This is a genomic window from Mycobacterium sp. MUNTM1, assembly GCF_054660795.1.
The window spans coordinates 46,436-71,089 of record NZ_BAAGDE010000029.1; the positions used below are offsets into that span (position 1 = coordinate 46,436).

At 67.0% G+C, this 24,654-nt stretch carries 26 protein-coding genes; 15 read left to right on the forward strand and 11 right to left on the reverse strand.

Annotated elements, in window-relative coordinates:
- Positions 1 to 39 precede the first annotated feature (39 nt).
- From ACYQ8K_RS17460 to ACYQ8K_RS17470, 3 genes are read left to right on the forward strand one after another with little or no spacing between them, the layout of a single operon-like run.
- The gene (locus tag ACYQ8K_RS17460; RefSeq protein WP_459970859.1) at positions 40 to 1,368 is read left to right on the forward strand and encodes a hypothetical protein; all 1,329 of its coding nucleotides are present in this window, start codon (positions 40 to 42) and stop codon (positions 1,366 to 1,368) included.
- A complete protein-coding gene (locus ACYQ8K_RS17465) occupies positions 1,365 to 2,504 on the forward strand; it encodes a hypothetical protein (protein ID WP_459970861.1) in 1,140 nt (379 codons plus the stop codon). The genes ACYQ8K_RS17460 and ACYQ8K_RS17465 overlap by 4 nt, the downstream gene beginning before the upstream one ends.
- A 38-nt stretch (positions 2,505 to 2,542) precedes the next feature.
- A complete protein-coding gene (locus ACYQ8K_RS17470) occupies positions 2,543 to 3,601 on the forward strand; it encodes an NAD(P)H-dependent amine dehydrogenase family protein (protein ID WP_459970862.1) in 1,059 nt (352 codons plus the stop codon).
- Positions 3,602 to 3,610: 9 nt separating this feature from the next.
- On the opposite strand, the gene lipL is transcribed toward ACYQ8K_RS17470, so the two are convergent.
- Both lipL and ACYQ8K_RS17480 read right to left on the reverse strand, forming a co-directional pair.
- Entirely contained in the window at positions 3,611 to 4,912 is a 1,302-nt protein-coding gene (lipL, locus tag ACYQ8K_RS17475; RefSeq protein ID WP_459970864.1) for an esterase/beta-lactamase LipL, read from the reverse strand.
- A 39-nt stretch (positions 4,913 to 4,951) separates the two neighbouring features.
- Positions 4,952 to 5,110, reverse strand: coding sequence for a hypothetical protein (locus ACYQ8K_RS17480; protein WP_459970922.1), 159 nt, complete (start codon positions 5,108 to 5,110; stop codon positions 4,952 to 4,954).
- A 60-nt stretch (positions 5,111 to 5,170) separates the two neighbouring features.
- Here ACYQ8K_RS17480 and ACYQ8K_RS17485 point away from each other — a divergent pair, with 60 nt between their 5' ends.
- The 3 genes from ACYQ8K_RS17485 to ACYQ8K_RS17495 are packed head-to-tail and all read left to right on the forward strand — an operon-like array spanning position 5,171 to position 7,080.
- Positions 5,171 to 5,344: a CsbD family protein gene (locus ACYQ8K_RS17485; RefSeq protein ID WP_459970865.1), complete on the forward strand. Its 174-nt coding sequence runs from the start codon at positions 5,171 to 5,173 to the stop codon at positions 5,342 to 5,344.
- Positions 5,344 to 6,066: a cutinase family protein gene (locus ACYQ8K_RS17490; RefSeq protein ID WP_459970867.1), complete on the forward strand. Its 723-nt coding sequence runs from the start codon at positions 5,344 to 5,346 to the stop codon at positions 6,064 to 6,066. The genes ACYQ8K_RS17485 and ACYQ8K_RS17490 overlap by 1 nt, the downstream gene beginning before the upstream one ends.
- A 27-nt stretch (positions 6,067 to 6,093) precedes the next feature.
- The gene (locus ACYQ8K_RS17495; RefSeq protein ID WP_459970869.1) at positions 6,094 to 7,080 is read left to right on the forward strand and encodes an NAD-dependent epimerase/dehydratase family protein; all 987 of its coding nucleotides are present in this window, start codon (positions 6,094 to 6,096) and stop codon (positions 7,078 to 7,080) included.
- An 11-nt stretch (positions 7,081 to 7,091) separates the two neighbouring features.
- On the opposite strand, the gene ACYQ8K_RS17500 is transcribed toward ACYQ8K_RS17495, so the two are convergent.
- The 3 genes from ACYQ8K_RS17500 to ACYQ8K_RS17510 all read right to left on the reverse strand — a co-directional run bounded on the left by ACYQ8K_RS17500 (position 7,092) and on the right by ACYQ8K_RS17510 (position 9,754).
- Positions 7,092 to 7,481: a PPOX class F420-dependent oxidoreductase gene (locus tag ACYQ8K_RS17500; protein ID WP_459970870.1), complete on the reverse strand. Its 390-nt coding sequence runs from the start codon at positions 7,479 to 7,481 to the stop codon at positions 7,092 to 7,094.
- Between the two features lie 82 nt (positions 7,482 to 7,563).
- Positions 7,564 to 9,018 (reverse strand): aldehyde dehydrogenase, encoded by a 1,455-nt coding sequence (locus ACYQ8K_RS17505; RefSeq protein WP_459970872.1) that lies wholly within the window; start codon positions 9,016 to 9,018, stop codon positions 7,564 to 7,566.
- A gap of 31 nt (positions 9,019 to 9,049) precedes the next feature.
- The gene (locus ACYQ8K_RS17510; RefSeq protein WP_459970874.1) at positions 9,050 to 9,754 is read right to left on the reverse strand and encodes an SDR family NAD(P)-dependent oxidoreductase; all 705 of its coding nucleotides are present in this window, start codon (positions 9,752 to 9,754) and stop codon (positions 9,050 to 9,052) included.
- A gap of 134 nt (positions 9,755 to 9,888) precedes the next feature.
- On the opposite strand from ACYQ8K_RS17510, the gene ACYQ8K_RS17515 reads away from it, so the two are divergent.
- The 5 genes from ACYQ8K_RS17515 to ACYQ8K_RS17535 all read left to right on the forward strand — a co-directional run bounded on the left by ACYQ8K_RS17515 (position 9,889) and on the right by ACYQ8K_RS17535 (position 14,101).
- Positions 9,889 to 10,854, forward strand: coding sequence for a TIGR03621 family F420-dependent LLM class oxidoreductase (locus tag ACYQ8K_RS17515; RefSeq protein WP_459970876.1), 966 nt, complete (start codon positions 9,889 to 9,891; stop codon positions 10,852 to 10,854).
- 102 nt (positions 10,855 to 10,956) lie between these two features.
- Positions 10,957 to 11,844, forward strand: coding sequence for an enoyl-CoA hydratase/isomerase family protein (locus ACYQ8K_RS17520; protein ID WP_459970878.1), 888 nt, complete (start codon positions 10,957 to 10,959; stop codon positions 11,842 to 11,844).
- Positions 11,841 to 13,148 carry an aromatic ring-hydroxylating oxygenase subunit alpha gene (locus tag ACYQ8K_RS17525; protein ID WP_459970880.1) on the forward strand — a complete coding sequence of 436 codons (1,308 nt, stop codon included), beginning with the start codon at positions 11,841 to 11,843 and terminating at the stop codon, positions 13,146 to 13,148. The genes ACYQ8K_RS17520 and ACYQ8K_RS17525 overlap by 4 nt, the downstream gene beginning before the upstream one ends.
- Positions 13,145 to 13,471, forward strand: coding sequence for a hypothetical protein (locus ACYQ8K_RS17530; protein WP_459970882.1), 327 nt, complete (start codon positions 13,145 to 13,147; stop codon positions 13,469 to 13,471). The genes ACYQ8K_RS17525 and ACYQ8K_RS17530 overlap by 4 nt, the downstream gene beginning before the upstream one ends.
- A 72-nt stretch (positions 13,472 to 13,543) precedes the next feature.
- Positions 13,544 to 14,101: a TetR/AcrR family transcriptional regulator gene (locus ACYQ8K_RS17535; RefSeq protein ID WP_459970918.1), complete on the forward strand. Its 558-nt coding sequence runs from the start codon at positions 13,544 to 13,546 to the stop codon at positions 14,099 to 14,101.
- Between the two features lie 9 nt (positions 14,102 to 14,110).
- Here the strand turns inward: ACYQ8K_RS17535 and ACYQ8K_RS17540 are convergent, their stop codons facing one another.
- The 3 genes from ACYQ8K_RS17540 to ACYQ8K_RS17550 all read right to left on the reverse strand — a co-directional run bounded on the left by ACYQ8K_RS17540 (position 14,111) and on the right by ACYQ8K_RS17550 (position 16,826).
- Positions 14,111 to 15,313 carry a cytochrome P450 gene (locus tag ACYQ8K_RS17540; RefSeq protein ID WP_459970884.1) on the reverse strand — a complete coding sequence of 401 codons (1,203 nt, stop codon included), beginning with the start codon at positions 15,311 to 15,313 and terminating at the stop codon, positions 14,111 to 14,113.
- A gap of 12 nt (positions 15,314 to 15,325) precedes the next feature.
- Positions 15,326 to 16,159, reverse strand: coding sequence for a mycofactocin-coupled SDR family oxidoreductase (locus ACYQ8K_RS17545; protein WP_459970886.1), 834 nt, complete (start codon positions 16,157 to 16,159; stop codon positions 15,326 to 15,328).
- Positions 16,160 to 16,238: 79 nt separating this feature from the next.
- Positions 16,239 to 16,826 carry a TetR/AcrR family transcriptional regulator gene (locus tag ACYQ8K_RS17550; RefSeq protein ID WP_459970888.1) on the reverse strand — a complete coding sequence of 196 codons (588 nt, stop codon included), beginning with the start codon at positions 16,824 to 16,826 and terminating at the stop codon, positions 16,239 to 16,241.
- 96 nt (positions 16,827 to 16,922) lie between these two features.
- On the opposite strand from ACYQ8K_RS17550, the gene ACYQ8K_RS17555 reads away from it, so the two are divergent.
- From ACYQ8K_RS17555 to ACYQ8K_RS17565, 3 genes are all read left to right on the forward strand, one after another.
- Positions 16,923 to 17,507, forward strand: coding sequence for a PaaI family thioesterase (locus ACYQ8K_RS17555; protein WP_459970890.1), 585 nt, complete (start codon positions 16,923 to 16,925; stop codon positions 17,505 to 17,507).
- 6 nt (positions 17,508 to 17,513) lie between these two features.
- Positions 17,514 to 18,278, forward strand: coding sequence for an SDR family NAD(P)-dependent oxidoreductase (locus tag ACYQ8K_RS17560; RefSeq protein WP_459970892.1), 765 nt, complete (start codon positions 17,514 to 17,516; stop codon positions 18,276 to 18,278).
- A 216-nt stretch (positions 18,279 to 18,494) separates the two neighbouring features.
- Entirely contained in the window at positions 18,495 to 19,325 is an 831-nt protein-coding gene (locus tag ACYQ8K_RS17565; protein ID WP_459970893.1) for a rhomboid-like protein, read from the forward strand.
- Here ACYQ8K_RS17565 and ACYQ8K_RS17570 read toward each other — a convergent pair.
- The gene (locus ACYQ8K_RS17570) at positions 19,266 to 21,305 is read right to left on the reverse strand and encodes a glycoside hydrolase family 172 protein (RefSeq protein ID WP_459970895.1); all 2,040 of its coding nucleotides are present in this window, start codon (positions 21,303 to 21,305) and stop codon (positions 19,266 to 19,268) included. The genes ACYQ8K_RS17565 and ACYQ8K_RS17570 overlap by 60 nt on opposite strands.
- A gap of 1,059 nt (positions 21,306 to 22,364) precedes the next feature.
- Positions 22,365 to 23,396: a non-homologous end-joining DNA ligase gene (gene ligD, locus ACYQ8K_RS17575; RefSeq protein WP_459970897.1), complete on the reverse strand. Its 1,032-nt coding sequence runs from the start codon at positions 23,394 to 23,396 to the stop codon at positions 22,365 to 22,367.
- A 26-nt stretch (positions 23,397 to 23,422) separates the two neighbouring features.
- Here ligD and ACYQ8K_RS17580 point away from each other — a divergent pair, with 26 nt between their 5' ends.
- Positions 23,423 to 24,493, forward strand: coding sequence for an ATP-dependent DNA ligase (locus ACYQ8K_RS17580; RefSeq protein ID WP_459970899.1), 1,071 nt, complete (start codon positions 23,423 to 23,425; stop codon positions 24,491 to 24,493).
- A 54-nt stretch (positions 24,494 to 24,547) separates the two neighbouring features.
- Here ACYQ8K_RS17580 and ACYQ8K_RS17585 read toward each other — a convergent pair.
- The coding region (locus ACYQ8K_RS17585; protein ID WP_459970920.1) for a hypothetical protein at positions 24,548 to 24,654 on the reverse strand (107 nt) is incomplete at its 5' end.

A 24,654-nucleotide genomic window follows, 5' to 3' on the forward strand; every position in this document is an offset into this window, starting at 1 on the left:
TGGCTGCCACAAGCTTTGCGATGGCCCTATTCTGTGCAGATGAGCGCCGACCCGCAGGTAGCGACCGCCGTGGAAGGCGAGGCGTCGGCCCATCCGCGGCGGCTGGTGATCGAAGCGGCGTGGCGGGCCATCGGTCCGGGCGTGGAGGTGCTCAGCGGTGACGATGGCGGCCCGCTGAGCCGCACCGTCAAACGCATCATCGACCCGCTGGTGCTGCGTCTGCGGTCCAACCCCGCGTATTCCGCCCCGGTCGTGGCTGCGGAGACGGCCGCGGAGATGCACGGCCTCATCGTCGGTAACGGTCCCGAATTACGCTCGGCCGCAGCCTGGTTCGAGGCTCTCAAACTGGAGCGCCGCCGGCAGCGAATTCGCACCGGGAACGCACAGGAACTGTACTTTCCGGTGTGCTTCGAACTCGCCGTCACGAAAGGCCCACCGTCGCCGCAGGATTACCAGACGGCGGCGGCGGTGCTCGGCGAGATCCACCGGGATCGTGATCGCACCGCGATAGAGGTTCTGCATCGATATGTCGCGGACGCCAAAGTCGTTGCCACGCTGGCCAAGCAGCTGGAACGCAGTTGGCGCGACGTGCGGGCCGGCGAGGCCGCCATCGATCCGTTCCGGGCCGAGCTCGGTACCGTCCTGGGCACTGCCGGCAGCCACGGCGCCGCGGCGGCACGTCAGCGGGTGTGGTCGGCGATGATCACCGACCCCACCCCGTACAACTTGGGCGCGCTGGCCCGCACCGACACCACCCGGCTGCCATGGTCGCTCGTCGAGTTGGGTTTGAGTTCGATTGCGCCGCAACGCCCCCCAACGATCTCCCGGAGCGTGGACGGCGATCGCCCGCTGGATCGCAGCGTGGTGGACCGGGTGCGGGCCACCCTGCGGCGCGCCCTGGATCGCGACGCGTTGCCCGAAATCCCGTTGCTCTGTGCGGAAGAAGTCGACCGGGCCTGCGCGCCGTGGGGGCTGTTGGCCGAGGACAAACAGGCCACGCTGGTGGCCGGCATCGAGGTCGCGATCCAGCTGGCGCCGCTGGATGCGGCCGCCTCCTGCCGCTACGACCTGGCCACCCAGATCCAGGCGCGGCTTCGCAAGGAGGCGTATGTTTTGCACGCCCGGCGCTACCTGGCCGAGAACGGCCCTATTCATCCGCGCCAACGGCAGGTGGTCGACGACCTCGCCGCCTTCGCGCAGCCCTACCTGAGCCGGCTGTGGGCCCGGCTGCACGGGCGCGATGTCTGGCAGGAACCCTGTGCCGACGTCGACGAGGTGCGCGCGCTGCTCGACGGTGTGGCGCGGTCGGTGAGCCTCGACCACCGGCAACGGATCAAGGCGATGCTGGAATTGCAGGTGGCCGGATGAGACTGGTTGCCGATTCCGGGCTTTGGAGCACCGGCGCCGTCGTTACCGCGGCCGCGACGCCACTGGCCGCGCTGCTGGAGGTCAGCGGCGCGGTGCTGTCCTGGACGCTGGACGATCCCGACGATGCGGCGCCGCACATCACGTTCACCGATGTCTCACGCGCGGACTGGTTGTGGCGGGTCCTCGGCGAGGCCGGACATGTCGCGGTGGTGTCGGCCGTGGACGGCGCGGTGGGCCGGCCGCACAGCATCGAGCTCACCGGGGTCGATCTGGTGCCCGGTTCGGTCGCCCCGCTGCGCAGGCTGGCCACTGGACACTGGTTGCGCCGGTGGTGGCCGGCCGGCAGGCAGGACGGCATCGCCGGCCTGGACCGTGCGCTGCTCGACGTCGAGGTCGCATTGCTGACCGCCGGCGCGCAGAGCTTCTTCCCCGACGACACGCTGGATTCCGATGTGGCGCAGCTGCTTGCGCCGCACGCAGCCGCGTTGAAAAGTCATGTCGGCAGCGATGATTCGCGGGTGGCTGACCTGGTGCGGGCGGGAGCCGAACTCGCCGACGAGGTCGGCACGGACGGCGATGACTGGTCCGAACTGATTGCGGCCATAGATGATTCGAGCCTAATCCTGACGTTGCCGAGCGATCGCCGCGACGACTACGCGCTGGCTGCCGGCGCGGGCCCCGGTCCGCGCGGCGCGGGCGCGATAGCCCGGGGCGTCGCGTCAATCGCCTGGAGCGGGGTTCCACCCGCGATCTTCGACGCCGGCGAGAACACCGTCGGCTGGAGCATCGAGGCCGGCGGGGCGACGGTGGTCGCGGTGGTGCAGGCGGCCGTCATCGGCCCGGACCCGGCGACCGGCATCGCGGTGCGGCTGCGTTCCGCGGACATCGACGGCACCGGCACCCTGGACGCGGCCGGGCGCGCGACGTTTCCGCTCGAGGACGGCCAGCGGCGCGCCCTCACCGAGTCGGCGGCGTGGAGCCACGACTGGTCGGCGACGTCGGTGATCGTGGGCGCCGAGACGCCCGAATCCGCCGAGACCCGGGAGCGCGTGCGGCGGTGGGCGCGCGCGCGGCTGGACCTGCCGCCGCGGGACGCGTTCCTCGCCGAAATATTGGCGTCAGAATCTGCCTATTAGGCCTACTAAGAACCCCGGTCATTCCCTATGCTGAGCGAGTGCCAAACACCTATCGCGTCGTTCAGTGGAACACCGGAAACGTCGGCAAGAGCTCACTGAAATCGATCGTCACCAACCCCACGCTGGAATTGGTCGGCTGCTACGCCTGGTCACCGGAGAAGACGGGCCGCGACGCCGGCGAACTCGTCGGGCTCCCGCCGCTCGGCATCAAGGCGACCAACGACATCGACGAGTTGCTGGCTCTCAAGCCGGACTGCGTGGTCTACAACCCGATGTGGATCAACGTCGACGAACTGGTCCGCATCCTGTCCGCGGGCGTCAACGTGGTGACCACCGCGTCCTTCATCACCGGACACAACCTGGGCGAGGGCCGCGACCGGATCCTGGAGGCTTGCGAGAAGGGCGGCTCCACGATCTTCGGGTCCGGCGTGAGCCCGGGCTTCGCGGAGCTGCTGGCCATCGTGTCGGCGATGGTGTGCAACCGGATCGACAAGGTCTCCGTCAACGAGGCCGCCGACACCACGTTCTACGACTCCCCGGAGACCGAGAAGCCGGTCGGCTTCGGCCAGCCGATCGATCACCCCGACCTGCCGGCGATGGCCGCGAAGGGCACGGCCATTTTCGGCGAGGCCGTCCGCCTGGTGGGCGACGCGCTGGGGGTCGAGCTCGACGAGGTGAAGTGCGTCGCCGAGTTCGCCCAGACCACCGAGGATCTCGTCATGGCGTCGTGGACCATCCCCGCGGGGCACGTCGCGGGCACCTACATCAGCTGGCAGGGCATCGTCAACGGCAAGGTCCTGATCGACCTCAACGTGCGGTGGAAAAAGGGGCAGACGCTCGAACCCGATTGGCAGATCGAGCAGGACGGCTGGGTCATCCAGGTGGACGGGCAGCCGACGGTCACCACCAAAGTCGGCTTCCTGCCGCCGCCGTACTTCGAGGCCACGACGCTCGAGGAATTCATGGACCTCGGTCACATCATGACGGCGGTACCCGCCATCAACGGGATCGCCGCCGTCGTCGCCGCGGCGCCGGGCATCGCCACGTACGCCGATCTTCCGCTGACACTTCCGCGCGGCAACGCGTATGTCGGGTAGCCGGAACGCTCAGCCCTCGCCCGACGCCGCGGCGTCCGGGACATTCGCCCGTCGCCGAGCGGGTTTGGCGTAGCGGGCACCCAGCGCCGGCACCGCGATCGGGCCCTGGTCGCGGACCGCCTCGATGGCATTGCGCAGCGGACGGGCAAGGCCCGCAAAGGATCCCATGTCGAACAACAGCGGGGTCAGCAGCCGGTTGTGCACGAATCCGAAGGAGCTGCCGGTCTCGGGGTCGGCCCAGCCGAGCGTTCCGCCCAGGCCGACGTGACCGAAACCGCGCAGCAAACCGGGAACCGGCGACTCGTGATAGCCCAGGTGAAAAGGCATGGGCACCACCATGTTCGCGTCGGGCCACTTGCGGCGTGCCTGCCCGGCCAGCCCGTGCGCCAGATCCTCGGACACGAACTTCTTTCCGTCGATGCGGCCGTCATTGGCCAGCGCGCCGAACATCTTGGCCAGTGCCCGCGCGGTCACCACGCCGTTGGCGGCGGGCACCTCGCCGTCCAAAAACGGGGTGTCGCCCTTGATCAGGGAGATGACGCCGGGGAAGTACATCGCGCCCAGCGCACCGGAGAACGGCAGACCGGCCACCCGCGGTGCGATGAAGTTGAGCACCGGTGCGCGCAGCCGTCCCTGCGGTATCAGGATTTGGGCCGCCGTGGTCGGCGAGCCTTCCGGCGGGCGGCCGAGATGCAACCCGTCGGTGTTGAGCGGACGGGCCACCTCCTGGCGGATCAGCTCGCGCATGCCTTTGCCGGTCACCGCCCTGGCCAGACCGGAGAGCAACCATCCGTAGGTGAGCGCGTGGTAGGCCTGCACGCCGCGCAGGTGATCGACCCGCGCCGCCGCCAGGCGCTCCTCCATCAGCAGGTGGTCCATCAAGTCCGCCTTGGTGACGCCGCGCAGGTGTGACAACCCGGAACGGTGCCGCAGGACGTCGCGGACCGTGATCTCGGCCTTCCCGTTCGCGGCGAACTCGGGCCAGTATTCGGCGACGGGCGCGTCGTAGGACAGCAGGCCGCGGTCGGCGAGCCGGTGAATCACGGTCGAGGCGACGCCCTTGGTCGCCGAGAACACCATGGCGCCGGTGTCCGCGGTCCAGCGCTGTGTGCCGGCCCGGTCCGACCACCCGGTCCAGACGTCCACGACGGGCACCCCGTCGACGTAGACGCTCAGCGCTCCCCCGCCGAACCGGCGCCCGGGAAACAGCTGTGAGAACACCCTGATGGCGCCCGCGAAACGCGGGTCGGCAGCACCGGACACACCGCGCGGCAAGCCAGCGTCGGCGGCCAGCAAAGTCGACGGCGTCACCGCGTCGCGACGCCTCGAGCGTTCACGAGCTTGAAGCTATCAGCCGGAATGCTCGGGTGGCTGCGGATTTGCACCGGGGGGTTCTTCGGTGGGCGAGTCGCCCAGATAGCGCCTCAGCCGCATCAGCTGATTGACCACGATGCCGATGCCGAGCAGCATCAACCCCACCACGACTGCCACCACGATTGCGGTGCTCACGGGTCCATGATGACAGGGCGGGGGTTTTGTTAATCCCAGTTGAGGGGTAGCCAGCACGCCATGAGCGCCGAAGACAAGCTGAAGAACAAGATCGAGGACGTCGGGGGCCGGGCCAAAGAAGCCATCGGCAGGGTCACCGGTGACCCCGAGACCAGGGATGAGGGCCGGGCCGATCAGGCGAAGTCGGCGTTGAAAGACGCCGGCGAGAAGGTGAAGGACGCTTTCAAGAAGTAATGAACATTCGCAAGGCGTTGGCCGTCGTGTCGGTGCGCGGACTGTCGGTGTCCGCGCTGTCGGCTGCGGCGGCGTTCGGTTCGTTCGTCCCGAGCGCGCCCGTTCCGTCCGCGGCGGCCGAGCCGTGCCCCGACGTCGAGGTCGTTTTCGCCCGAGGATCCGGCGAACCGCCCGGCGTCGGTGGGATCGGTCAGCCGTTCATCGACTCGTTGCGCTCACAGATCGGCGGCAGGTCCCTGACCGTCTATCCAGTCAATTACCCTGCCAGCACCGACTTTTCGAGTCCCGACTTCCCCGTGACCGTCATCGACGGAATCCGCGACGCCAGTTCGCACATCGAGTCGATGGCGGCGAACTGCCCCAACACCAAAGAGGTGCTCGGCGGCTACTCGCAGGGCGCCGCGGTGGCGGGCTATACCACGTCGGCCGCCGTGCCCCCGGGTGTCCCGGCATCCCTGGTGCCCCCGCCGATGCCGCCCGACATCGCGAAGCACGTGGCAGCCGTGACGCTGTTCGGCACGCCGTCGGGCCAGTTCCTGCAGAAGTACAACGCGCCCCCGCTGACCATCGGGCCGCTGTATCAGCCGAAGACGCTCGAGCTGTGCGCGCAAGGCGACCCGGTCTGCGGCAACGCCGACACCAACGACTTCGCCGCGCACACGTCCTATCCGGTTAACGGCATGACAAACCAGGCTGCCAACTTCGCCTCCAGCCACCTGTAGGTTTTTGCCGTCTTGCAGAATGAGCCGATGCGGGTTCTGATCACGGGCGGTACGGGGTTTGTCGGCGGGTGGACCGCCAAGGCCATTTCCGACGCCGGGCACTCCGTCAGGTTCCTGGTCCGCAACCCCGACAAGCTGCAGACCACCGTCGCCAAGCTGGGCGTCGACGTCTCGGACTTCGCCGTCGCGGACATCGTCGATCGCGTCGCGGTGCGCGACGCGCTGCAGGGCTGCGACGCGGTGGTGCACAGCGCCGCGCTGGTCGCCACCGACCCGCGCCAGACGCCCGAGATGCTCGCCACCAACATGCAGGGCGCCCAGAACGTCCTGGGTCAGTCCGTCGAGCTCGGCCTGGACCCGATCGTCCACGTGTCCAGCTTCACCGCGCTGTTCCATCCGGATCTGCAGACGCTGACGGCGGACCTGCCGGTGGTGGGCGGCGCGGACGGATACGGAACGTCCAAGGCGCAGGTCGAGATCTATGCCCGCGGCCTGCAGGATGCGGGTGCGCCGGTCAACATCAGCTACCCGGGCATGGTCCTCGGCCCGCCGGTCGGCGACCAATTCGGCGAGGCCGGCGAGGGGGTGCGGGCGGCCGTGCAGATGCACGCGATCCCCGGCCGCAGCGCGGCGTGGCTCATCGTCGACGTCCGCGACCTGGCCGCGCTGCACGCGGCGCTGCTCGAGCCCGGACGCGGTCCGCGCCGCTACACAGCCGGCGGGCATCGGGTGCCCGCGGCCGACCTGGCCAACCTGCTCGGCGAGGTCGCCGGGACACCGATGGTCGCCGTCCCGATCCCGGACACCGCGCTGCGCGTTGCGGGCGCGGTGCTGGATCGGGCGAACCGTTTCCTGCCCTTCGAAACGCCGTTCACCTGGGCTGGCATGCAGTACTACACGCAAATGCCGGCGTCCGACGATTCCCCGAGCGAACGCGACCTCGGCATCACCTATCGGGACCCCAAAGAGACCGTGGCGGACACCTTCGAGGCCATCCGCGCCGCGGGCGGCTGACCGGGGGCGGCTCAGCCGGCGGGCTTGATCTCCAACCCGACGTGCACCTTGTCGATGCCGCCGCGGACGATCGAGTGCACATAGAACCACGGCGCGTGGTACCAGTACCGCTTGAGGACGGCGGTGTAGACGCGGCGGGTCTCGGACTTCGGTAGCACCCGGGCGACGGCTTCGACCCCTTCGCTCTTCGGCTTGCCCAGCGCGGAGCTCTTGGCGATCGTCACCCGGGGAGTGTTGTTGATGCGCTTGGTTTTCCACGACCCGTCATCGGTGATCACCAACAGCGTGTCGTCGCCCTCGGGCACGCCCCAGATCGGTGTCGGTTTCGGACGGCCATCCTTGGTGAAGGTCGTCAACAGCAAGTACTTGGATTCGATAACGTCCTTGAAGCTGGGGGCCACGCGTGTTCCTTACCTCCGGAGGGGTTGCCCCACCCCTATCCCCGATAGTTAAGAAACTTAAACGCGGTGGCGCCCATGCATGTCACGAGGCCGCGGTCGAAATGGATTGGCTGACCGTGTAGCTGTCGATCCCCTCGGTGCCCAGCTCGCGGCCGTACCCGCTGTTCTTGACCCCGCCGAACGGCGCCGCCGGATCCATGATGTAACCCTCGTTGACACCGAAGGTGCCCGACCGCACCCTGGCCGCCACGCCGTATCCGCGCTCGACGTCGGCGGTGAACACCGATCCCGCCAGCCCGTACTCGGAGTCGTTGGCGATCCGGACCGCCTCGTCCTCGTCGCGGTAGGAGATGACGGTCAGCACCGGACCGAAGATCTCCTCGCGGGCGATCCGCATCTCATTGGTGGCATCGCTGAACAGCGTCGGCCTTACATACCAACCGGTTTCGAGGCCGTCGGGCATCTCGCTACCGCCCGTCACCAGGCGTGCGCCGTCGGTTTTACCAGACTCGATGTAGCCGCGGACCCGCTCCTGCTGGCGGCGCGCCACCAACGGGCCGATCTGGGTGTCGGGGTCGGCGGGGTCGCCCACCGTCATCGACTGCATGCCCGCCGCCAGCGCGTCGACGAACTCGTTCTTACGGCCCTCGGGCACCAGGATCCGGCTCAGCGCATTACATACCTGACCGCTGTTGGCGAGGCTGGCCATCTGAATCGCGGTGGCGGTCGCGGCGGGGTCGGCGTCGTCGAGCACCACGGCGGCCGATTTGCCGCCCAGTTCCAGGCTCACCTGTGTCAGCCCCTGGGCGCACGTCATCGCGACCTGCCGCCCGGCGGCGGTGGACCCGGTGAACGAGACCTTGTCAACGCCCGCGTGGCCCACCAACAGTTCACCGACGTCGCGGCCGCCGGGCACCACGTTCAGCACGCCGGGCGGAAAGCCCGCTGCTGCAACGAGTTCGGCGAGCAGCTGGGCGTCGAGCACGGATTCGGGGGCCGGCTTGAGCACCACCGAGCACCCGGCCAACAGCGCCGGCACGATCTTGCACATCGTGAGGAACTGCGGCATGTTCCACGGCACCACCGCGGCGACCACGCCGACCGGTTGCTTGACGATGCGAATGTCCTTGCCGTACAGGCCCGGACGATCCTGTCGCCACTGGTAATTCGCCCCCATGCCGCAGAACGCCGAGATCATGGTCAGCGGCAGGCGAACCTGCGCCATCTTGGCGAAGGTGATGGGGGCGCCGATCTCCGCCGAGATCAGCGCGGCCATGTCGGCCCGCCGGTCCTTGTAGATGCCGGCCAGGCGGGTGAGCGCCTCGATTCGTTCCGCCGGCTGCATCCGGGGCCACGGCCCGGCGTCGAGCGCCGTGCGCGCCGCGTCGACGGCGCGGTTCACATCCTCGGGTCCCGCGGCGACGGCGTGGCCGATCACCGCCTCGCTGTGCGGGGAGACCACCGAGATGACGCTGCCGCGTCCCGAGGCCGGCGCCGTCCATTCCCCATCGATGAAGAGCTGGTCCCTCTCGTACATCAATCTCCTTGGGGCTGTGCGTGTTCGGCGGTCAAGTGTTGCGTCCGCCGTTGACCCCGAGTATCTGGCCGGTGATGTAGCCGGCTTCCTCGGAGACGAAGAAGGCGCACGCCGCGGCGATGTCCTCCGGCTTGCCGACCCGACGTACCGGGGTGCGCGCGATGTGATCCTCCACGGTGCCACCGAGCAGGTGCCGCCGCTCGGCACTGCGCAGCATCGGGGTGTCGACGAAGCCCGGCGGCACCGCGTTGACCGTGATGCCGGCCGGGCCGTACTCGAGGGCCAGCGACTTGGTCAGGCCGTTCACCGCGGACTTCGCGGCGACATAGTGGGCCATGAACGGCTGCCCGGAGTGGGTGCTGGACGACGAGATGTTCACGATCCGACCCCATCCCGCCTCGACCATGTCGGGCAGCACGGCCTGAACGGTGTGGAAGACGCCGTGCAGGTTCACGTCGATGACCTTGGACCATTCCTCGAAGGACATGTCGGAGAACTTTCCGAACCCCTCCACGCCTGCGGCGTTGACCAGCACCAGAATCGGGCCGAACGCCGCGCGAATCTTTGCTATCGCGGAATCGACCTGCGCGCGGTCGGTGACATCGGCGCCATAGCCGAAGCCGTCATCGGTGGGAGTCAGGTCCAGGACCGCTACCCGGAATCCGTCGCTGCGCAATCGCTCGGCGACGGCACGGCCGATCCCCGAAGCGCCGCCGGTTACGACCGCCGTTTTCACGCGAGCAACACCTCAACTTCCTGAGCGACCGCCCAAATGGGCTTCACATGCCTATCACCCGGCCTCGCCCGCGGTCAAGCGCGAGTTGTCGACTTCTCCTTGATTCCGCTCAGGGGCCCACTTAGGGTCCGTTGATGGACAGACCCCCGTTTCGTTTCGGAGTGCAGGCCACCAATGCCGCCGGGTCACGAGAGTGGCGCGATACCGTTCGTCGCGTCGAAGATCTCGGATACACAACGCTTTTCCTCGCGGATCACTATCTGGGTCCGGGGCCGGCGCAGCGAGAAGCGCGGACCCCGCGTCAAGACCTGGCGCCCATCGCGGCGATGGCGGCGGCGGCCGTGTGGACCGAGACCTTGCGCATCGGTTGCCGCGTCTTCTGCATCGACTACCACGTGCCCGCGGTGTTGGCCAAGGAAGCGGCGACGCTCGATCTGCTCTCCGACGGGCGTCTCGAATTCGGCATTGGTGCCGGATGGAGCGGAGTCGAGTACGCCGCGATGGGGCTCGCGTTCGACCGGCCGGGCCGGCGCATCGCCAAGCTGGCCGAGGTGGTCTCGCTCGTCAAGGCCCACTGGCAGGGCGAAGAACTGGACTATTCGGGCGAGTTGGTCGAGGTGCGCGGTTATGCGGGGCGGCCGCGGCCGGTGCAACAGCCCCATCCGCCGATCATGATCGGCGGGGGCGGACAGCGCGTCCTCACGCTGGCCGGCCGCGAGGCCGACATCGTCAGCATCTCGAGCGTGCCGTTTGTGGCGCGCGACCCCGACGGTCTGGACCCACAGGCGGTGGCGCAGCGCCGGATCGGCTTCGTACGAGCCGCCGCGGGCGAGCGCTTCGGCGGGCTGGACGTCGAAAGCTCGCCGTACTTCACCGAAATCACCGATGACCCCGAGGCCGTGCTGGCGAGGCTGGCGACATCGACGGGCATCGCCGCCGATCTATTGCGCGATCATCCAAATGTGCTGATCGGTTCGGCGGAACACGTTGCCGAGACGCTGCATTCACGCCGGGAGACCCTGGGCGTCAACTACGTCACGGTGCAGCAGGCACAGATCGACTCCTTCGCTCCGGTGGTGGCCCGCCTGCACGGACGGTGAGCCTTGACCGCCGCGACCCCAGGTGCAAACATGTCAGCTACGCGGTTTGGGCGATCGCTCAAACCAGCTGGCTGACGGTTTTTCGCGGAATGAGACTGCTCAATGGCAAAACGAACCAGGTACAGCGAATATCACGATCGGTACGCGAACTACCGGTTCGAACTCACCGACGACGGAATATTGTTCATGCAGTGCCACACCAACGGCGGCAGCCTGGTATGGGACTGGCGCGCACACGACGACATGTCGGATGCGTTCGCCGACATCGCCGGAGACCGCGAGATCAAGGTCCTGATCCACACCGGCACCGGCGAGAACTACAACGCCAACTGGGGCCGGTTACCCAACGGTGAGCTGGTGGACAAACCCGAGTACCTGTTGATGCCCGGCACCCGCGGCCTGCTCAAGCTCGACGAAAAGGCTTGGTACGCGCGGCACTTGATCACCAACGTGCTCGACGTCGACGTCCCGATGATCAGCGCCGTTAACGGACCGTGCAACATCCACTCCGAGGTGGCGCTGATGGGCGACATCGTCCTGGCGTCCGAAGACGCCTATTTCCAGGACGCCTCCCACTTCCCTCGCGGCCAGGTGCCCGGCGACGGCCAGCACGTCATCTGGAGCTTCCTGGCCGGCCACACCCGCGCCCGCTACTTCCTGTTGACCGGCATGAAGCTCGGCGCGCAGGAGGCCAAGGAATGGGGTGTCGTCAACGAGGTGCTGCCCAAGGACCAATTGCTGGACAGGGCTTGGGAAATCGCCCGCGAACTGGTCAAGCGTCCACCGCTGACGCTGCGCTATTCGCGCCAGTTGTTCACCAACCCGCTCAAGCGGGCCTTCATCGACGAGCTCGGCCACGGCCTCGCCCGGGAAACCTACGCGCAGCGCGCCTTCTTCCCGTTCGGCGGCGAGATGGCACCGCTGGACCGGGCCTGGGACCAGCAGCCCTGGGCCAACGGTGGGCAACGCAGCGAAGGAGTCCCCTCGTGACCAGCATCCAGCAGCGCCTGTCGACCGGGCGGGGCAAGTTCACCACCGACTATCCCGAACTGGGGACCGCGCCCGTCAGCTATGAGGACTCGATCTCCGAGGAATTCTTCACCGCCGAGCGCAAGGCGGTCTTCGAACGAAACTGGTTGTGCGTCGGGCGGATTGAGCGCCTACCCCGCAAAGGGTCGTACTTCACCCGTGATCTGCCCGGGCGGCTCGCCTCGATCGTGATCGCCCGCGACCGCGACGACGCCGTGCACGCCTTCCACAACGTGTGCGCGCACCGGGGCAACAAGGTCGTCTGGCAGGAGCACCCGGCGCGGGAATCGTCGGGCACCTGTCGCGCCTTCGCGTGCAAATACCACGGCTGGCGCTACGGCCTGGACGGCAAGGTCAACCACATCACCAACGAGGGCGAGTTCTTCGACCTCGACAAGAGCACGCTGCGGATGCCGCCGGTGCATTGCGAGGTCTGGGCGGGGTTCATCTTCGTCAACCTCGCCGACGATCCGGTGCCGCTGCGCAGCTTCCTCGGCGACGGATTGCTGGGCATCGAGGCCTATCCCTTCGACAAGATGACGCAGCACTACGGCTTTTCCACCCGCATCAACGGGAACTGGAAGCTGGCCGTCGACTCGGTCTGCGAGTGGTACCACCCGCCGTATGTGCACGGTCGCTTCATCGATCCCGATGTCGCCAAGGCCGAGAAGATGGTGCCGCCCGTCGACTCCTACCACTACGAACTGTTCCGGCCGCACATGCTCACCTCGGTTCCCGGCCCGCCCCCGCTGCCACCGCGCGAACCGGGCACCGCGGGTCCGGCCCGCCAGGACCAGCGCTGGGTCTACAAGCTGTTCCGCGCCGGGCTGTTCGGGCCCGACGACGTGCCCGACTTGGGCTTGGACGGATCGCAACCGGACTTCCTCAACCGCGGCGAGATCGCCTCGTGGGGCAACGACCAGTTCTGGGTCTTCCCGAACATCTCGATCCAGATCTGGGCGCGCGGGTACTACATCACCTACACGTACTGGCCCGAGACCGTCGACTCGCACATCTACGAGATCGACATGTACTTCGTGCCACCGGCCAACGCCGCCGACCGACTCGCGCAGGAACTGGTGGTCGACAGCACGATCGAGTTCGCGATGCAGGACGTGAACACGATCGAGGCCACGCATTCGGCACTGAAGACCCGAGCGCAGAACACTTTTCACCTCAGCGATCAGGAGTTGCTGATCCGCCAGTTCCACACCGTGATTCGCGACACCGTGGACGCGCACCGGTCTGAGGAGCGACGCCGATGACACTGCCGCAGCAGTTCGCCGATCTCGAACCGTTCGTCGCCGATTGGGCCTTGCCGACCCGGGCGCAGCGCTACGAGGCGCGGCTGACCAAGCCGTACGACGATCTCGTCAGGTTCTACGACGCCATCGCCCCCCGCGCCGAGGAGGCGATCGCGTACCTGAATGAGCACGACATCAACACCTTGCCGGATGATGCGACCAGGCTGCTGCACCTGCTCTATTCGATGATCCTGGTCTCCTACGCCGTCAACGTGTTCAAGCAGAACCGCATCCCGGATTCCGGCGCCGCGTTCTTCGACATGGTTGCCGAACCGGTCCCCTGACGCGGCCTGTGATAAGACCAGACTGTGACCGCATCCCAGCGACCGAAGGCGCGTGACTCGACCACGCGCGACATGCTGGTGGCGGCGACGAGTCAGATCATGGTCGAGGAGGGCTACGCCGCCGCCACGTCGCGGCGGGTGGCCGCCAAGGCCGGCGTCAAACCGGCACTGGTGCACTACTACTTCCCCACGATGGACGAGCTGTATCTGGCCGTCTTCCGCAGCGGCGCCGCCGTCTACCTCGAGCGTCAGCAGCAGGCGCTGGCCTCCGACCGCCCGCTGCACGCCTTCTGGGATACGCTCACCGCGCCCAAGGACACCCGGCTGCTGCTGGAATTCATGGGACTTGCCAACCACCGCAAGGAGATTCGCGCCGAAATCTCGGCATGGTCGGAACGCTGGCGCGAACAGCAGATCACCGCGCTGAACTTCATCGTTCGCGAACACGAGCTCGATACCGATGAATTCCCGCCGGCGGCCCTGGCGGTGGTGATCGCCTCCATCGGCCGCACCCTGATCCTCGAGCAGGGGCTCGGCACGCGCGGCGGGCACGACGAGGCCGTCGCGCTGGTCAACCGTTTCCTGGACCGGTTCGAGATGCCCACCCCGAAGAAACGCAAAACCCCCTGAGGCGGCCGCTCAGGGCAACACGACCCGCAGCCGCTCCCAGCCGCGCACGGTCGACGTCGACGCCAATTGCGCGGTGTCGTAATCGATGTCCCATTCGGGCCAGCGGTTGAGGATCTCGTCCAGCGCGACGCGACCCTCGAGACGGGCCAGGTTGGCGCCCAGGCAGTAGTGCACACCCTTCCCGAAGGTGATGTGTGAGATGTTGTCGCGACGGATGTTGTAGGTGTCCGGATCGGTGTAGCGGCGGTGATCGCGGTTGGCGGCGCCGAACAGCAGCAGCATGGCGCTGCCGGCCGGGACCGTCGTGCCGTAGCAATCGAAATCCTTTGCCATCCAACGCGCGACGTGGGGACCGGTGGGTTCGAATCGCAACGTCTCGTCGATGGTGCGGGTCAACAGTGACCGGTCCTCGTAAACCTCGCGGCGCTGGTCGGGGTGCTCAGCGAGCACCTTGGCCAGCCAGCCGATCAGCCGGCCGGTGGTCTCGTTGCCCGCCCCGGCGACCACCTGGGTGTAGTGCAGCACCTCTTTGCGGGTCAGCTTGCGGTGCACCCCGTTCTCGTCGTCGAATTCGACGTTGAGCAGCGTCGTCATCAGGTCGTCGGACGGGTTCTTGGAACGCCATTCGACGTAGTCGGCATAGATCCGGCCGTCGGCGATCGAGTCGGCGTTGGCGACCTTCAACGGCGCGCCCGGCTTGGTGCGCAGGTTGGCGTCATTGGCGTCACGCACCGAGATCTGTTCGGACTCCGGGATTCCCAACAGCATCCCGATCACGCGCATCGGCATCATCGATGCCAGCTCGGCGATGATGTCGAATCCACCGGAACCGACCAGCGGGTCCAGGCAGCGTATGCAGTATTGCCGAATCTGGTCCTCGAGTGCGGCCATCCGGCGGGGGGTGAACACCCGCGACATCAGGCCGCGCAGCCTGGAGTGCTCCGGCGGGTCCTGGAACATCATGACACCGCCGGGCATGTCGAATTTCGACTGGACCAGCTCAAGGATGTCGCTTCGCCGGTTGGAGAAGGTCTCCCAGTTGGCCAGTCCGTGCTCGACGTCGGAATGCCTTGACAGGGCCCAGAAGTCGTAACGTTCGTTGTAGTAGATCGGCGCCTCTTCGCGCAGCCGCGCGTAGATCGGGTAGGGGTTGGCATTGATGTTGACGTCGTAGGGGTCGTAGTAGACGTCGGTGTCGTTGGTGACGGTCATCGATGCTTTCCTTTACTTCAGACAGCTGCCGGCATCCACCGGCAGCGCCACGCCGGTGATGTACCGCGCTTCGTCGGAGGCCAGGAACAACACGGCATTGCTGATGTCCTGGGCGGTGACCCACGGGATCGGCAGCGTGTGGAAGGTTTGGCAGATCGGCGCGAGGTCGTCCGGCCCCGGGTTCTCCAGATCGGGGCGGAAGGCGTGAAAGGTGCCCTCGTTGATCAGCAGCGGCGTGTTCACATGGGTCGGCAGCACGGCGTTGACCCGGATCATCTTGTGGCCCAACTCAACTGCGAACGCGCGCATCAGCCCGATCACACCGTGCTTGGCCGACGTGTAGTGGCCGGTGTGCAAGTAGGCCTTCTTACCCGCGACCGACGAGGTCAAGACGATCGAACCGCCACGGTCACCGCTCAGCATGTGCGGGACACCGGCTTTGACCGTCTTCCACACCCCGCTGAGGTTGACGTCGATCATCTCCTGCCACAGCGCCTCGTCGGTCTTGTGCAGCTGGCCGGTCATCGTGCCGATGCCCGCGTTGGCGACGATGACGTCCAGCCGCCCCAGCTGCTCGACGCCGCCGTCGACCGCCGCCTTCAACGCGTCGTAGTCCCGCACGTCTACTTCGGCGGTCACGACGCGAGCTCCGGCGTCTTTGACCATGCCCGCGGTGATGTCGAGGTCTTCCGGCGTCGCGGCGGGGGCCGGCGAGCCGTCGAATCCACGGCAGATGTCGAGCGCGATGATGTCGGCACCCTCCTGCGCGAGCCGGACGGCGTGACTCCTGCCCTGCCCCCGTGCCGCACCGGTCACGAATGCGACCTTGTCATCCATCCGACCCATGCATCCTCCACCCATCGACTTTGGGCGATCGCCCAAAAGTGTGGCGCAGGCCATGTCTAGCAGCATCCCGACGAGTCCGTCAAGACCGCAGGGCGCCCTCGATCAGCGTCGCCGCGGCGGCGCGGGCATGGACGACGGGCGCGGTGTCATTCAGCGACGTGGCCATCGCGGTGGCGCCCTCGAAGAGCACGGCCAATTGCTGGCCGAGCAGATGCGGATCGGCGGCACCGGCCTCGCGGGCGACGGCGATGAGGCGGCCCGTGAAATCCCGCTTGTGGGTCCGCACGATCTCGTCGGTCGTGGCCAGCGAACCGGCCGACTCCACGGCTGCGTTGTGAAAGGGGCAGCCGCGCACGACGTCCGATTGGCGCAGATCGAAGATCGCCAACAGGCGCTCGCGGGCGGGAAGCGCGGTGTCGTCGAGGCGCTTCTCGGTAGGCGCTCCGCCGCGGGCCTCGATGTTGCGCAGGTAGTTGTCGACGAGCTCGTTCTTGCTCGCGAAGTGTTGATACAGCGTTCGTTTGGAGACACCGGCCTCGTGCGCGATGAGTTCGACGCCGGTCGCGTGGATGCCGTTGCGGTAGAAGAGCCGGGCCGCCGCGCGCTCGATGCGTTCGCGCGCGCCGCGGCCGGCGGCCGGACGTGGCTGCGCTGCGGCTGGACTCATGTCGCGATAGTACACCGGTCGGTTTACAAATCGTGAACTTATTGCTAGCTTGGCCCTATCAAAGTAAACCGATCAGTTTTCATCGGAGGGGACGCGATGGTTGATCCGCAGGACACTCGCGCCGACCGAGCCGCCATCGCGGGCTGGGGCGGCAAGCAGTCGCGGCTGATCACCTGGCACGACCCGATCGCCACCCAGGCCACCGCCGCCGCGATGTCGGGCCTGTCCTACTGGCGCGCCGTCGCCGACGGCCGGTTGCCGCCACCGCCGATCGGTGAGCTCATCCAGATGCGCGTCACCGAGGTCGCGAACGGTCGCATCACCTTCACCTGCACGCCCGACGGGTCCATGTACAACCCGCTCGGAACGGTTCACGGCGGCACGGTGTGCACCCTGCTGGACACGGTCACCGGCTGCGCGCTGCACACCACGCTCGCCGACGGCGTCGGCTACACGTCGGTGGAAATCAAGGTCAATTACCTGAAGGCCATCACCGTGGCCAGCGGTCCGCTGACCGCGGTGGGCACCGTCGTCAAGGCGGGATCGCGGATCGGGTTCACCGAAGCCAAGGCCACCGACGCGTCGGGAGCGCTGGTTGCGACCGCAACCAGCACGCTGCTGGTCTTCGAACGGCCCGGCCGGACGTACAACGGCTACGGCAAACAACACCGAAGGGATTGAGCCACCATGTCTTCCGTTCTCATCACCGGGGCCAACCGCGGCATCGGGCGCGCCATCGCCACCGAATTCACCGGCCGCGGCCACCGCGTCGTGGCCACCGCCCGTGATCCCCGTACCCTGGCGGACCTCGACGTCAGCCAGCGGCTGGTCCTCGACGTCACCGATGACGCCAGCGTCAACGCGGCCGTTGCGGCCGCCGGCGACATCGACATCGTCGTGGCCAATGCGGGAGTCATCTTCTATGCGGCCGTGGAGGCCACCCCGCTGGCCGAGCTGCGGCGGCTGCTCGACCTCAACACCATCGGGGCGATCCGTGTGGCCCAGGCCGTTCTGCCGCAGATGAGGTCGCGGGGCGACGGGAAACTGCTGTTCATGTCCAGCGTCCTGGGACGCGTCGTATTGCCACCCGGGGCTGCATACGCTGCGACGAAGTGGGCGCTGGAGGCCCTGGTCGAGTCGCTGGCGATCGAGGTTGCGCCACATGGTGTTCAGGCCGCCCTGCTGCAGCCCGGCGCGGTGAGCTCCGGGGCCCTGGACGACGTGACCACCTACACGCTGCCCGACGATCCCTACGCCGCGATCCTGCGGGGCGGCGGCGCCCGCGACGGCATGATCACACCCGAGCAGGTCGCCGCCGAGGTTGTCGATGCGGCCGAGAAACCCCAACTGCCGCTGCGTATTCCAATCGGTGCGGCCGCTCGGACGCTGCTGGCCGCCCGCCACGCGGCTCCCGACGATGTCCCGTTCGTTATGGGGGCGACCGAGAGATGATGGTCCGATGGCGAGTGGCATAGCGGCGACCGGGCTTCTGCTGATCGACGCCCGGTTACGCGGCGGCCATCGTGACCACCGATGCGGCCGTCGCGGCGATCACCTCTCTCTAAAGCGACGTCACGGGGCCGTCCGATGCGTGAAGATTTGCGGCACGGGTGTGAAGGCTTCGTTAAGAACGAGGCACGCAGGACGCCGGACCCGCATCGTAGAACCATGACCTTCGCCGCCACCCGCGACGGCGCCCTGCGCTGGACGCAGACACCGCTGCGCGCGGTGCCCGGCGCGGCGTCGGTTCGAGTCACCGCCGGCTATGCGGTCATCCTGCTCGTTATCTACCTCGTCCTCGCGGCGCTGGGCCCGCACGCGCGCCAGCTCGCCGTAAGCCGGATGAGCACCAACGTCCACAACCTTGGGCGCGGACATTTGGGCACCTTGATCGGGAGCGCATTCATCAACGACGGCGGCGACCTGTTCTTCTGGCTGCCCGGGCTGGTCTGCCTGCTGGCCCTGGGTGAACTCATGTGGTGCGGCCGGGGTCTGCTCGTCACGTTCGCCGTCGGCCACATCGGCGCCACGGTGATCGTCGCGGTCGGTCTGGTCGCGGCGATCGAGACGGGGATGTTGCCGGCCTCGGTCGCGCGCGCCAGCGACGTGGGGATCAGTTACGGCGCGGTGTGCGTGCTCGGCGCGTTCACGGCGGCCATCCCGGCGCGCTGGCGCGGGGTCTGGGCGGGCTGGTGGCTGGGTACCGCGGTGGTGGCGGCCGCGAGTGCCGACTTCACCGCCGTCGGACACGTGGTGGCGTTGCTGCTCGGTATCGGATTGTCGTTTCGAATGCGGCCGGCGGCCGGCTGGACACCGCTGCACCAGGTTTTGCTCATGGCCGGGATCACGTTCGGTTACCTGTTGCTCGCCGGGCCTTCGCTGATGGCGCCGGCCGGTGGTGTGGCAGGCGCACTCATCGGGCTGGCCACCAATCGCTCCCTAGCCAGGGGGCCCCGTCAGTGTGTCGACGTGGTAGCGGCTGGCGGTCCAGGGCGGTGAGTCGGCGGTGGGCGTCAGGGTGACGGTCACCTGCGCCTTGCCCGCGGTCGCCGACTCCGGCACCAGGTAGGTGTCGTCCAGCCACCGGTGAAAGGTGTTGCTGCGCGGCTCTAGCCAGTTGCCCGTCGGCACGCCGTCGACGGCGACGTCCGCCGATTGCAATCCGCTCGCTTGATCCGAGGTGCGCCGCAGCAGGACGCCGTGGTTGTCCGGATCGATCTGAACGTGAAAGGCGATCGCGCCCTGGGTGGTACGGACCGAGCCGGCCACCGGCAGGGTGTCCTGAGTGCCCTCGTATTCGCTGACCAGCAGCTGCTCGGTCGCGTCGGAATCGGTGTAGCCGTGCAGGACTCGATTGACCGGATCGGTGGGGTTGACGTCGTCGCCGTCGGTGATGCCGGCGTCGGGCTGCGTGTAGAGGAATGCGGTTGAGCTGTAGTCGGGTTGGACCATGTTCCTTTTCCCGTGCTCGATGCCGAATCGGATCCCGGAGTGGTAGCCGATCGCGTCGGCCAGCATGATCCGGTACACGGCGACGCAGTAGTCGGCGCAGCCGCCCGTGGCGGTGCGCTGATCGGGTTGGCCGTTGAGTGGGTCGCTGAAGTGGGTGCCGTTCTTGAAGTACCAGCCGCCCTCGTAGAGGTCCTCGGTGCCGGTGCCGTACCACTGCGGGGACGCGGCGCCGTCGGTGTAGACCCGCTCGGCGCCTTCGAGAAAGTATGGGGCGTCATCGCTGAACGCCGTCTTGGTGCGATAGCCGCGGATGGTGTGACTGACGCCGACGAATTTGCCGCGTCCCGCTTCGTCGGCGAACACCCAGTCCTGGCCCGCGGCAGTCGGTCCGGCGTGCGAGCGCGCGGTGAAGTAGCCGGCGCGGCCGCTGGTCAGCGCGGGCGCCCATTGGGCGTCGGGTGCGGTGACGACGTCGCTGACCATCCCCGTCACCGGGCCCGCCCCCGTGTTGACGAGCGTGACGCGGGTCGACTGCGCGAAAGGCATTGGCCACCAATCGCATAACACCAGCGATCCATCGGGTTGGACGCCGGTCCCGAACATCAACGATCGCACGGGGTTAGCGCCGAGCCCGGCACCGAAGAATTCCCCGAGCGGCGAGTCGACCATGGTTCGGCCGTCGAACTCAATCAGCAGCCGCAGTCCGCCCAGTTCTCCCGCCGCCGGTTCGGGCAGCTGTAGCCGCAGCTCCGAGATGCTGGCTGAGCCAGTCGATTCGGCGATGGTTTGCGCGGCACCGGCGGGAAGGTCGTTGACCCGAGTGCTGTGGGCCGCACCGGCTGCCGCCGGTTTCGGGTCGACCACACCGGCGGACTTGAGCGTGTCCAGCACATCGAGCGCGCGGTCGGATGGTGAGAACGTGCTCACCCCGTCGCCATCGGGAAATTGCCGATAGTCGACGTGGTAGTACTCCAAATGCGATGTGACGCTGACCCGCATCGAGCGCCGGTAGGGCATCGGCACCTTGATGTAAACGCCGCCCGGCGATTGTGCGGCGTTGGCCACCAGCGGCCATGCGAACGGGGCCCCCAATTCGCCGTCGACCAACGATTGCAGCGGTGTGTCGACAACGGCCTGCCCGTCCAGCTCGATGCGGATGTTTCCGAGGGCGCGGACATTGCCGCCATCGCGGGTCAGCCAGATCGAATCGATTTCTCCGGCACCGTGATCCTCCGCGATGACACAGCCCGCGCCCCCGGGTGCCAGGCACCCGCCACTGCCGTTGCGATTGCCGGTGGACATGTCGAAATCCCCGCCACTGCGGTCAAAGCTCGACACCTGCAGAGTCTGCGAACCGGGATTCAAATAAGGCAATCGGTCCAATCGGCGGTAGGTGTCCCAGCCGACCATTCGTGCGCCCGACGGGTTTGCGTCGGGTGCGGCCGGCTCCGCGCCGGCCGGCGGGCCGGGAATTGCCAAGAGCAGCAATGCGAATACCACGGAACCCACCCGCGCCGCCACCGCCATAGCCACTGAGCCTACTTTTGTCGGTCTCGTTGACGCGTGATCCGGCCACAGCTTTGCATTTGCACAGGGCAATCTCGTACTGACAGTTTAAGGAAACCCATGATTTCGTACCGGAAGTTGGCTTTAATGCCATCTAACAAGCTCGCATCCTGTTTCAGGACAAGGCGTTTAAGTTGGTCCGCATTCTCACCAAATGCAAGTTAGGCAGCCGCAAAGTACTCGTCCCGCGGTGCAGTAAGACCCACTTTTCGCGTGCTTGTGCGGGCCAACACTGTCGCGACGATTCCAATTCGGGCGATTGTCACTTGCCGGCTTTCAGTCAGGTGACGTAATTGGCCGGAAATTACTCATTCCCATACTCATCCGAGGGCTCAACGCGTAATATCCCTACTCTCGGGCGAAAGATTTCTCCTACGAACGGAGTGGTCATGTCTGGTCTGAAATACAAAGTTGTTCTTGGTCTTCTCCTCACCTTCACCGCCCTCACGGCTTCCGGCTGCACAACGCCGATCACAATCGACTGCGGACCTAATCTGACCTGCACCATGTAGGTATGCCGGGCAACCGGCAGGTTCTCAGTTACTCGCACCCATACTCGGTACGGCGCTATTCGCGCTTATTGAGCGCTCCCCCTGACGACATTGGGTGCCAGTCCTCGCACGGCGAGCATCGGCCAGCGCCCAGTGCCGTGAAAACAGTTGGTTTTCAAGGCTTTTGCGGGTCCGCCGGCGGATTCCCGGTCGCCTCGGGACAACGTCGGCACTCGAACCACGCGGGGGCGTGCGCACGTTCGGGCCGTGCGCACGCTTCACGCGAATTGCTTGCTGACCGTGTGAGGGGGTTAGCGGTAAGCTAAGTCGCCTCAGCGCAGCAATGCTGAAAAGCGGTTGGCCCCGACACCTCGGCGGTTCGGGCGGGGGGATTCGCGTGGTGTGAATCCGCCGCTGCAGCCGGCCCGATAACCCCCGATTGTCACTGTGACAAATCGACTTAAGCCACTGCGGCGCAAGAGAATCACTTCCCCGCGGGTCCGATCCCCGATCGGTCGACGAATTCCGGCTAGCCCTTGCCGCTTTTGAGATCTCGATCCCGGCTGGGCTGAACGCGTTTGGGCTCGCCCGGCATTTTCGGATAGTTCGGCGGATACGGCATATCCCCCAGCCCGCGCTCCTCGTCGGCCTCGGCCATTTCCAGTAGGGAACCGATCGATTGGATCGCATCATCCATTGCGGCCCAGGGGTCTTCTCGGTCTCGGACCAGATTGGGCACGGTTGCCATGGTGTAGTCGTCCGGCTCGGCGTCGCCCAGCTCTTCCCACGTCAGTGGCATCGAGACCGTCGCGATCGGGGTGCTCCGCACCGAATACGCCGACGCCATGGTGCGGTCCCGGGCGTTTTGGTTGAAGTCGATGAAAATGCGTTCGCCGCGCTCTTCCTTCCACCAGGACGTGGTGACGAGGTCGGGCGCTCGGCGCTCGACCTCACGCGCCAAGGCGATGCCGGCGCGGCGCACCTCGATGAAATCCCAGTCGCCGGCGATCCGCAGAAAGACGTGGATCCCGCGCCCACCCGAGGTCTTCGGATATCCGACCAGGCCGAGCTCGTCGAGCAGCGGCCGCAACACCTCGACCGCGACGGTGCGCGCCTGCTCGAACGCGACACCGGGCTGCGGGTCCAGATCGATGCGCAATTCGTCGGGATGGTTTGTATCCGGACAGCGCACCTGCCACGGGTGCAAGGTGACGGTGCCCATCTGTGCCGCCCACACGACCGCCGCCGGGTGCGTCACCTTCAGCGCGTCGGCCGTCCGCCCGGACGGGAACGTCACCTGGCACGTGTGCAGGTGGTCGGGATGGTGCTGCGGGATCCGCTTCTGGTAGATCTCCTCGCCGTCGATCCCGTCCGGGAAGCGCTGCAGGTGGGTGGGCCGGTCGCGCAGCGTGTCGAGCATCGGACCGCCCGCGACGGCGCGGTAGTAGTCCACCAGGTGTCGCTTGGTCCCCTTTGACCCCAATTTGGGGAAATACACCTTGTCCGGATTGGTCAGGCGCACCGCAATGCCGTCGACGTCGAGCTCTTCTGCAGCAGCCATACCTTTGATTCCAGCACAATCGGGCTATGGACCTCCCTGTCATGCCGCCGGTGTCGCCGATGCTGGCGAAGTCGGTGCGCTCAATTCCCCCTGATTCGTCGTATGAGCCCAAGTGGGACGGCTTCAGGTCGATCTGTTTCCACGACCACGACGAGGTCGAGCTCGGCAGCCGCAACGAACGCCCGATGACGCGCTATTTCCCCGAGCTGGTCGCCGCTGTCAAAGCCGAGCTGCCGGAGCGCTGCGTAATCGACGGCGAGATCGTCATCGCCACCGACAACGGGCTGGATTTCGAGGCGCTGCAACAACGCATTCACCCGGCCGACTCGCGGGTGCGGATGCTGGCCGAGACGACGCCGGCGTCCTTCATCGCGTTCGACCTTCTCGCCCTCGGCGACGACGACTACATCCGACGGCCCTTCAGCGAGCGGCGCGCCGCCCTGGTCGACGCCTTGGCGGGCTCGGGACCCTCGATCCATGTCACGCCGGCGACGACCGACCTGGGCACCGCGCAGCGCTGGTTCGACGAATTCGAGGGCGCCGGCCTCGACGGCGTGATTGCCAAGCCGCTCGACATCACCTACCAGCCGGACAAGCGAATCATGTTCAAGGTCAAACACGAGCGGACCGCCGACTGTGTGGTCGCCGGCTACCGGGTGCACAAATCCGGTGCCGGCGCGATCGGCTCGCTGCTGTTGGGTCTGTACCAGGATGACGGCCAGCTCGCGTCGGTCGGCGTGATCGGTGCGTTCCCGATGGCCGAGCGGCGGCGACTGTTCGACGAATTACAGCCGCTCGTCACCGATTTCGAGAACCACCCGTGGAATTGGGCCGCGCACGAAGCCGGCGAGCGGACTCCGCGTAAGAACGAGTTCTCGCGCTGGAACGCCGGCAAGGATCTGTCGTTCGTCCCGCTGCGGCCGGAGCGGGTGGTCGAGGTGCGCTACGACCACATGGAAGGCCGGCGATTTCGTCATACCGCGCAGTTCAATCGGTGGCGTCCGGACCGCGAACCGCGCTCGTGCACCTACGAACAGCTCGAACAGCCCGTGACGTTCAGCCTCGGCGAGATCGTGCCGGGACTCGGTTCGGGCTAAGACGAATTCCTTGGTCCTCCAACATGTTTCAGGTTTGATCCGGTGCCGGCCAACCTAGTTGGTTGTCGGTGGTGGTTGGGGTTGGAAGGGGTCGTACCACCACCAGTCGGCGCGCTCGCCGAGGGGCCCGGCACACGGCGGGACGGCGGGCGGGGGTCGGG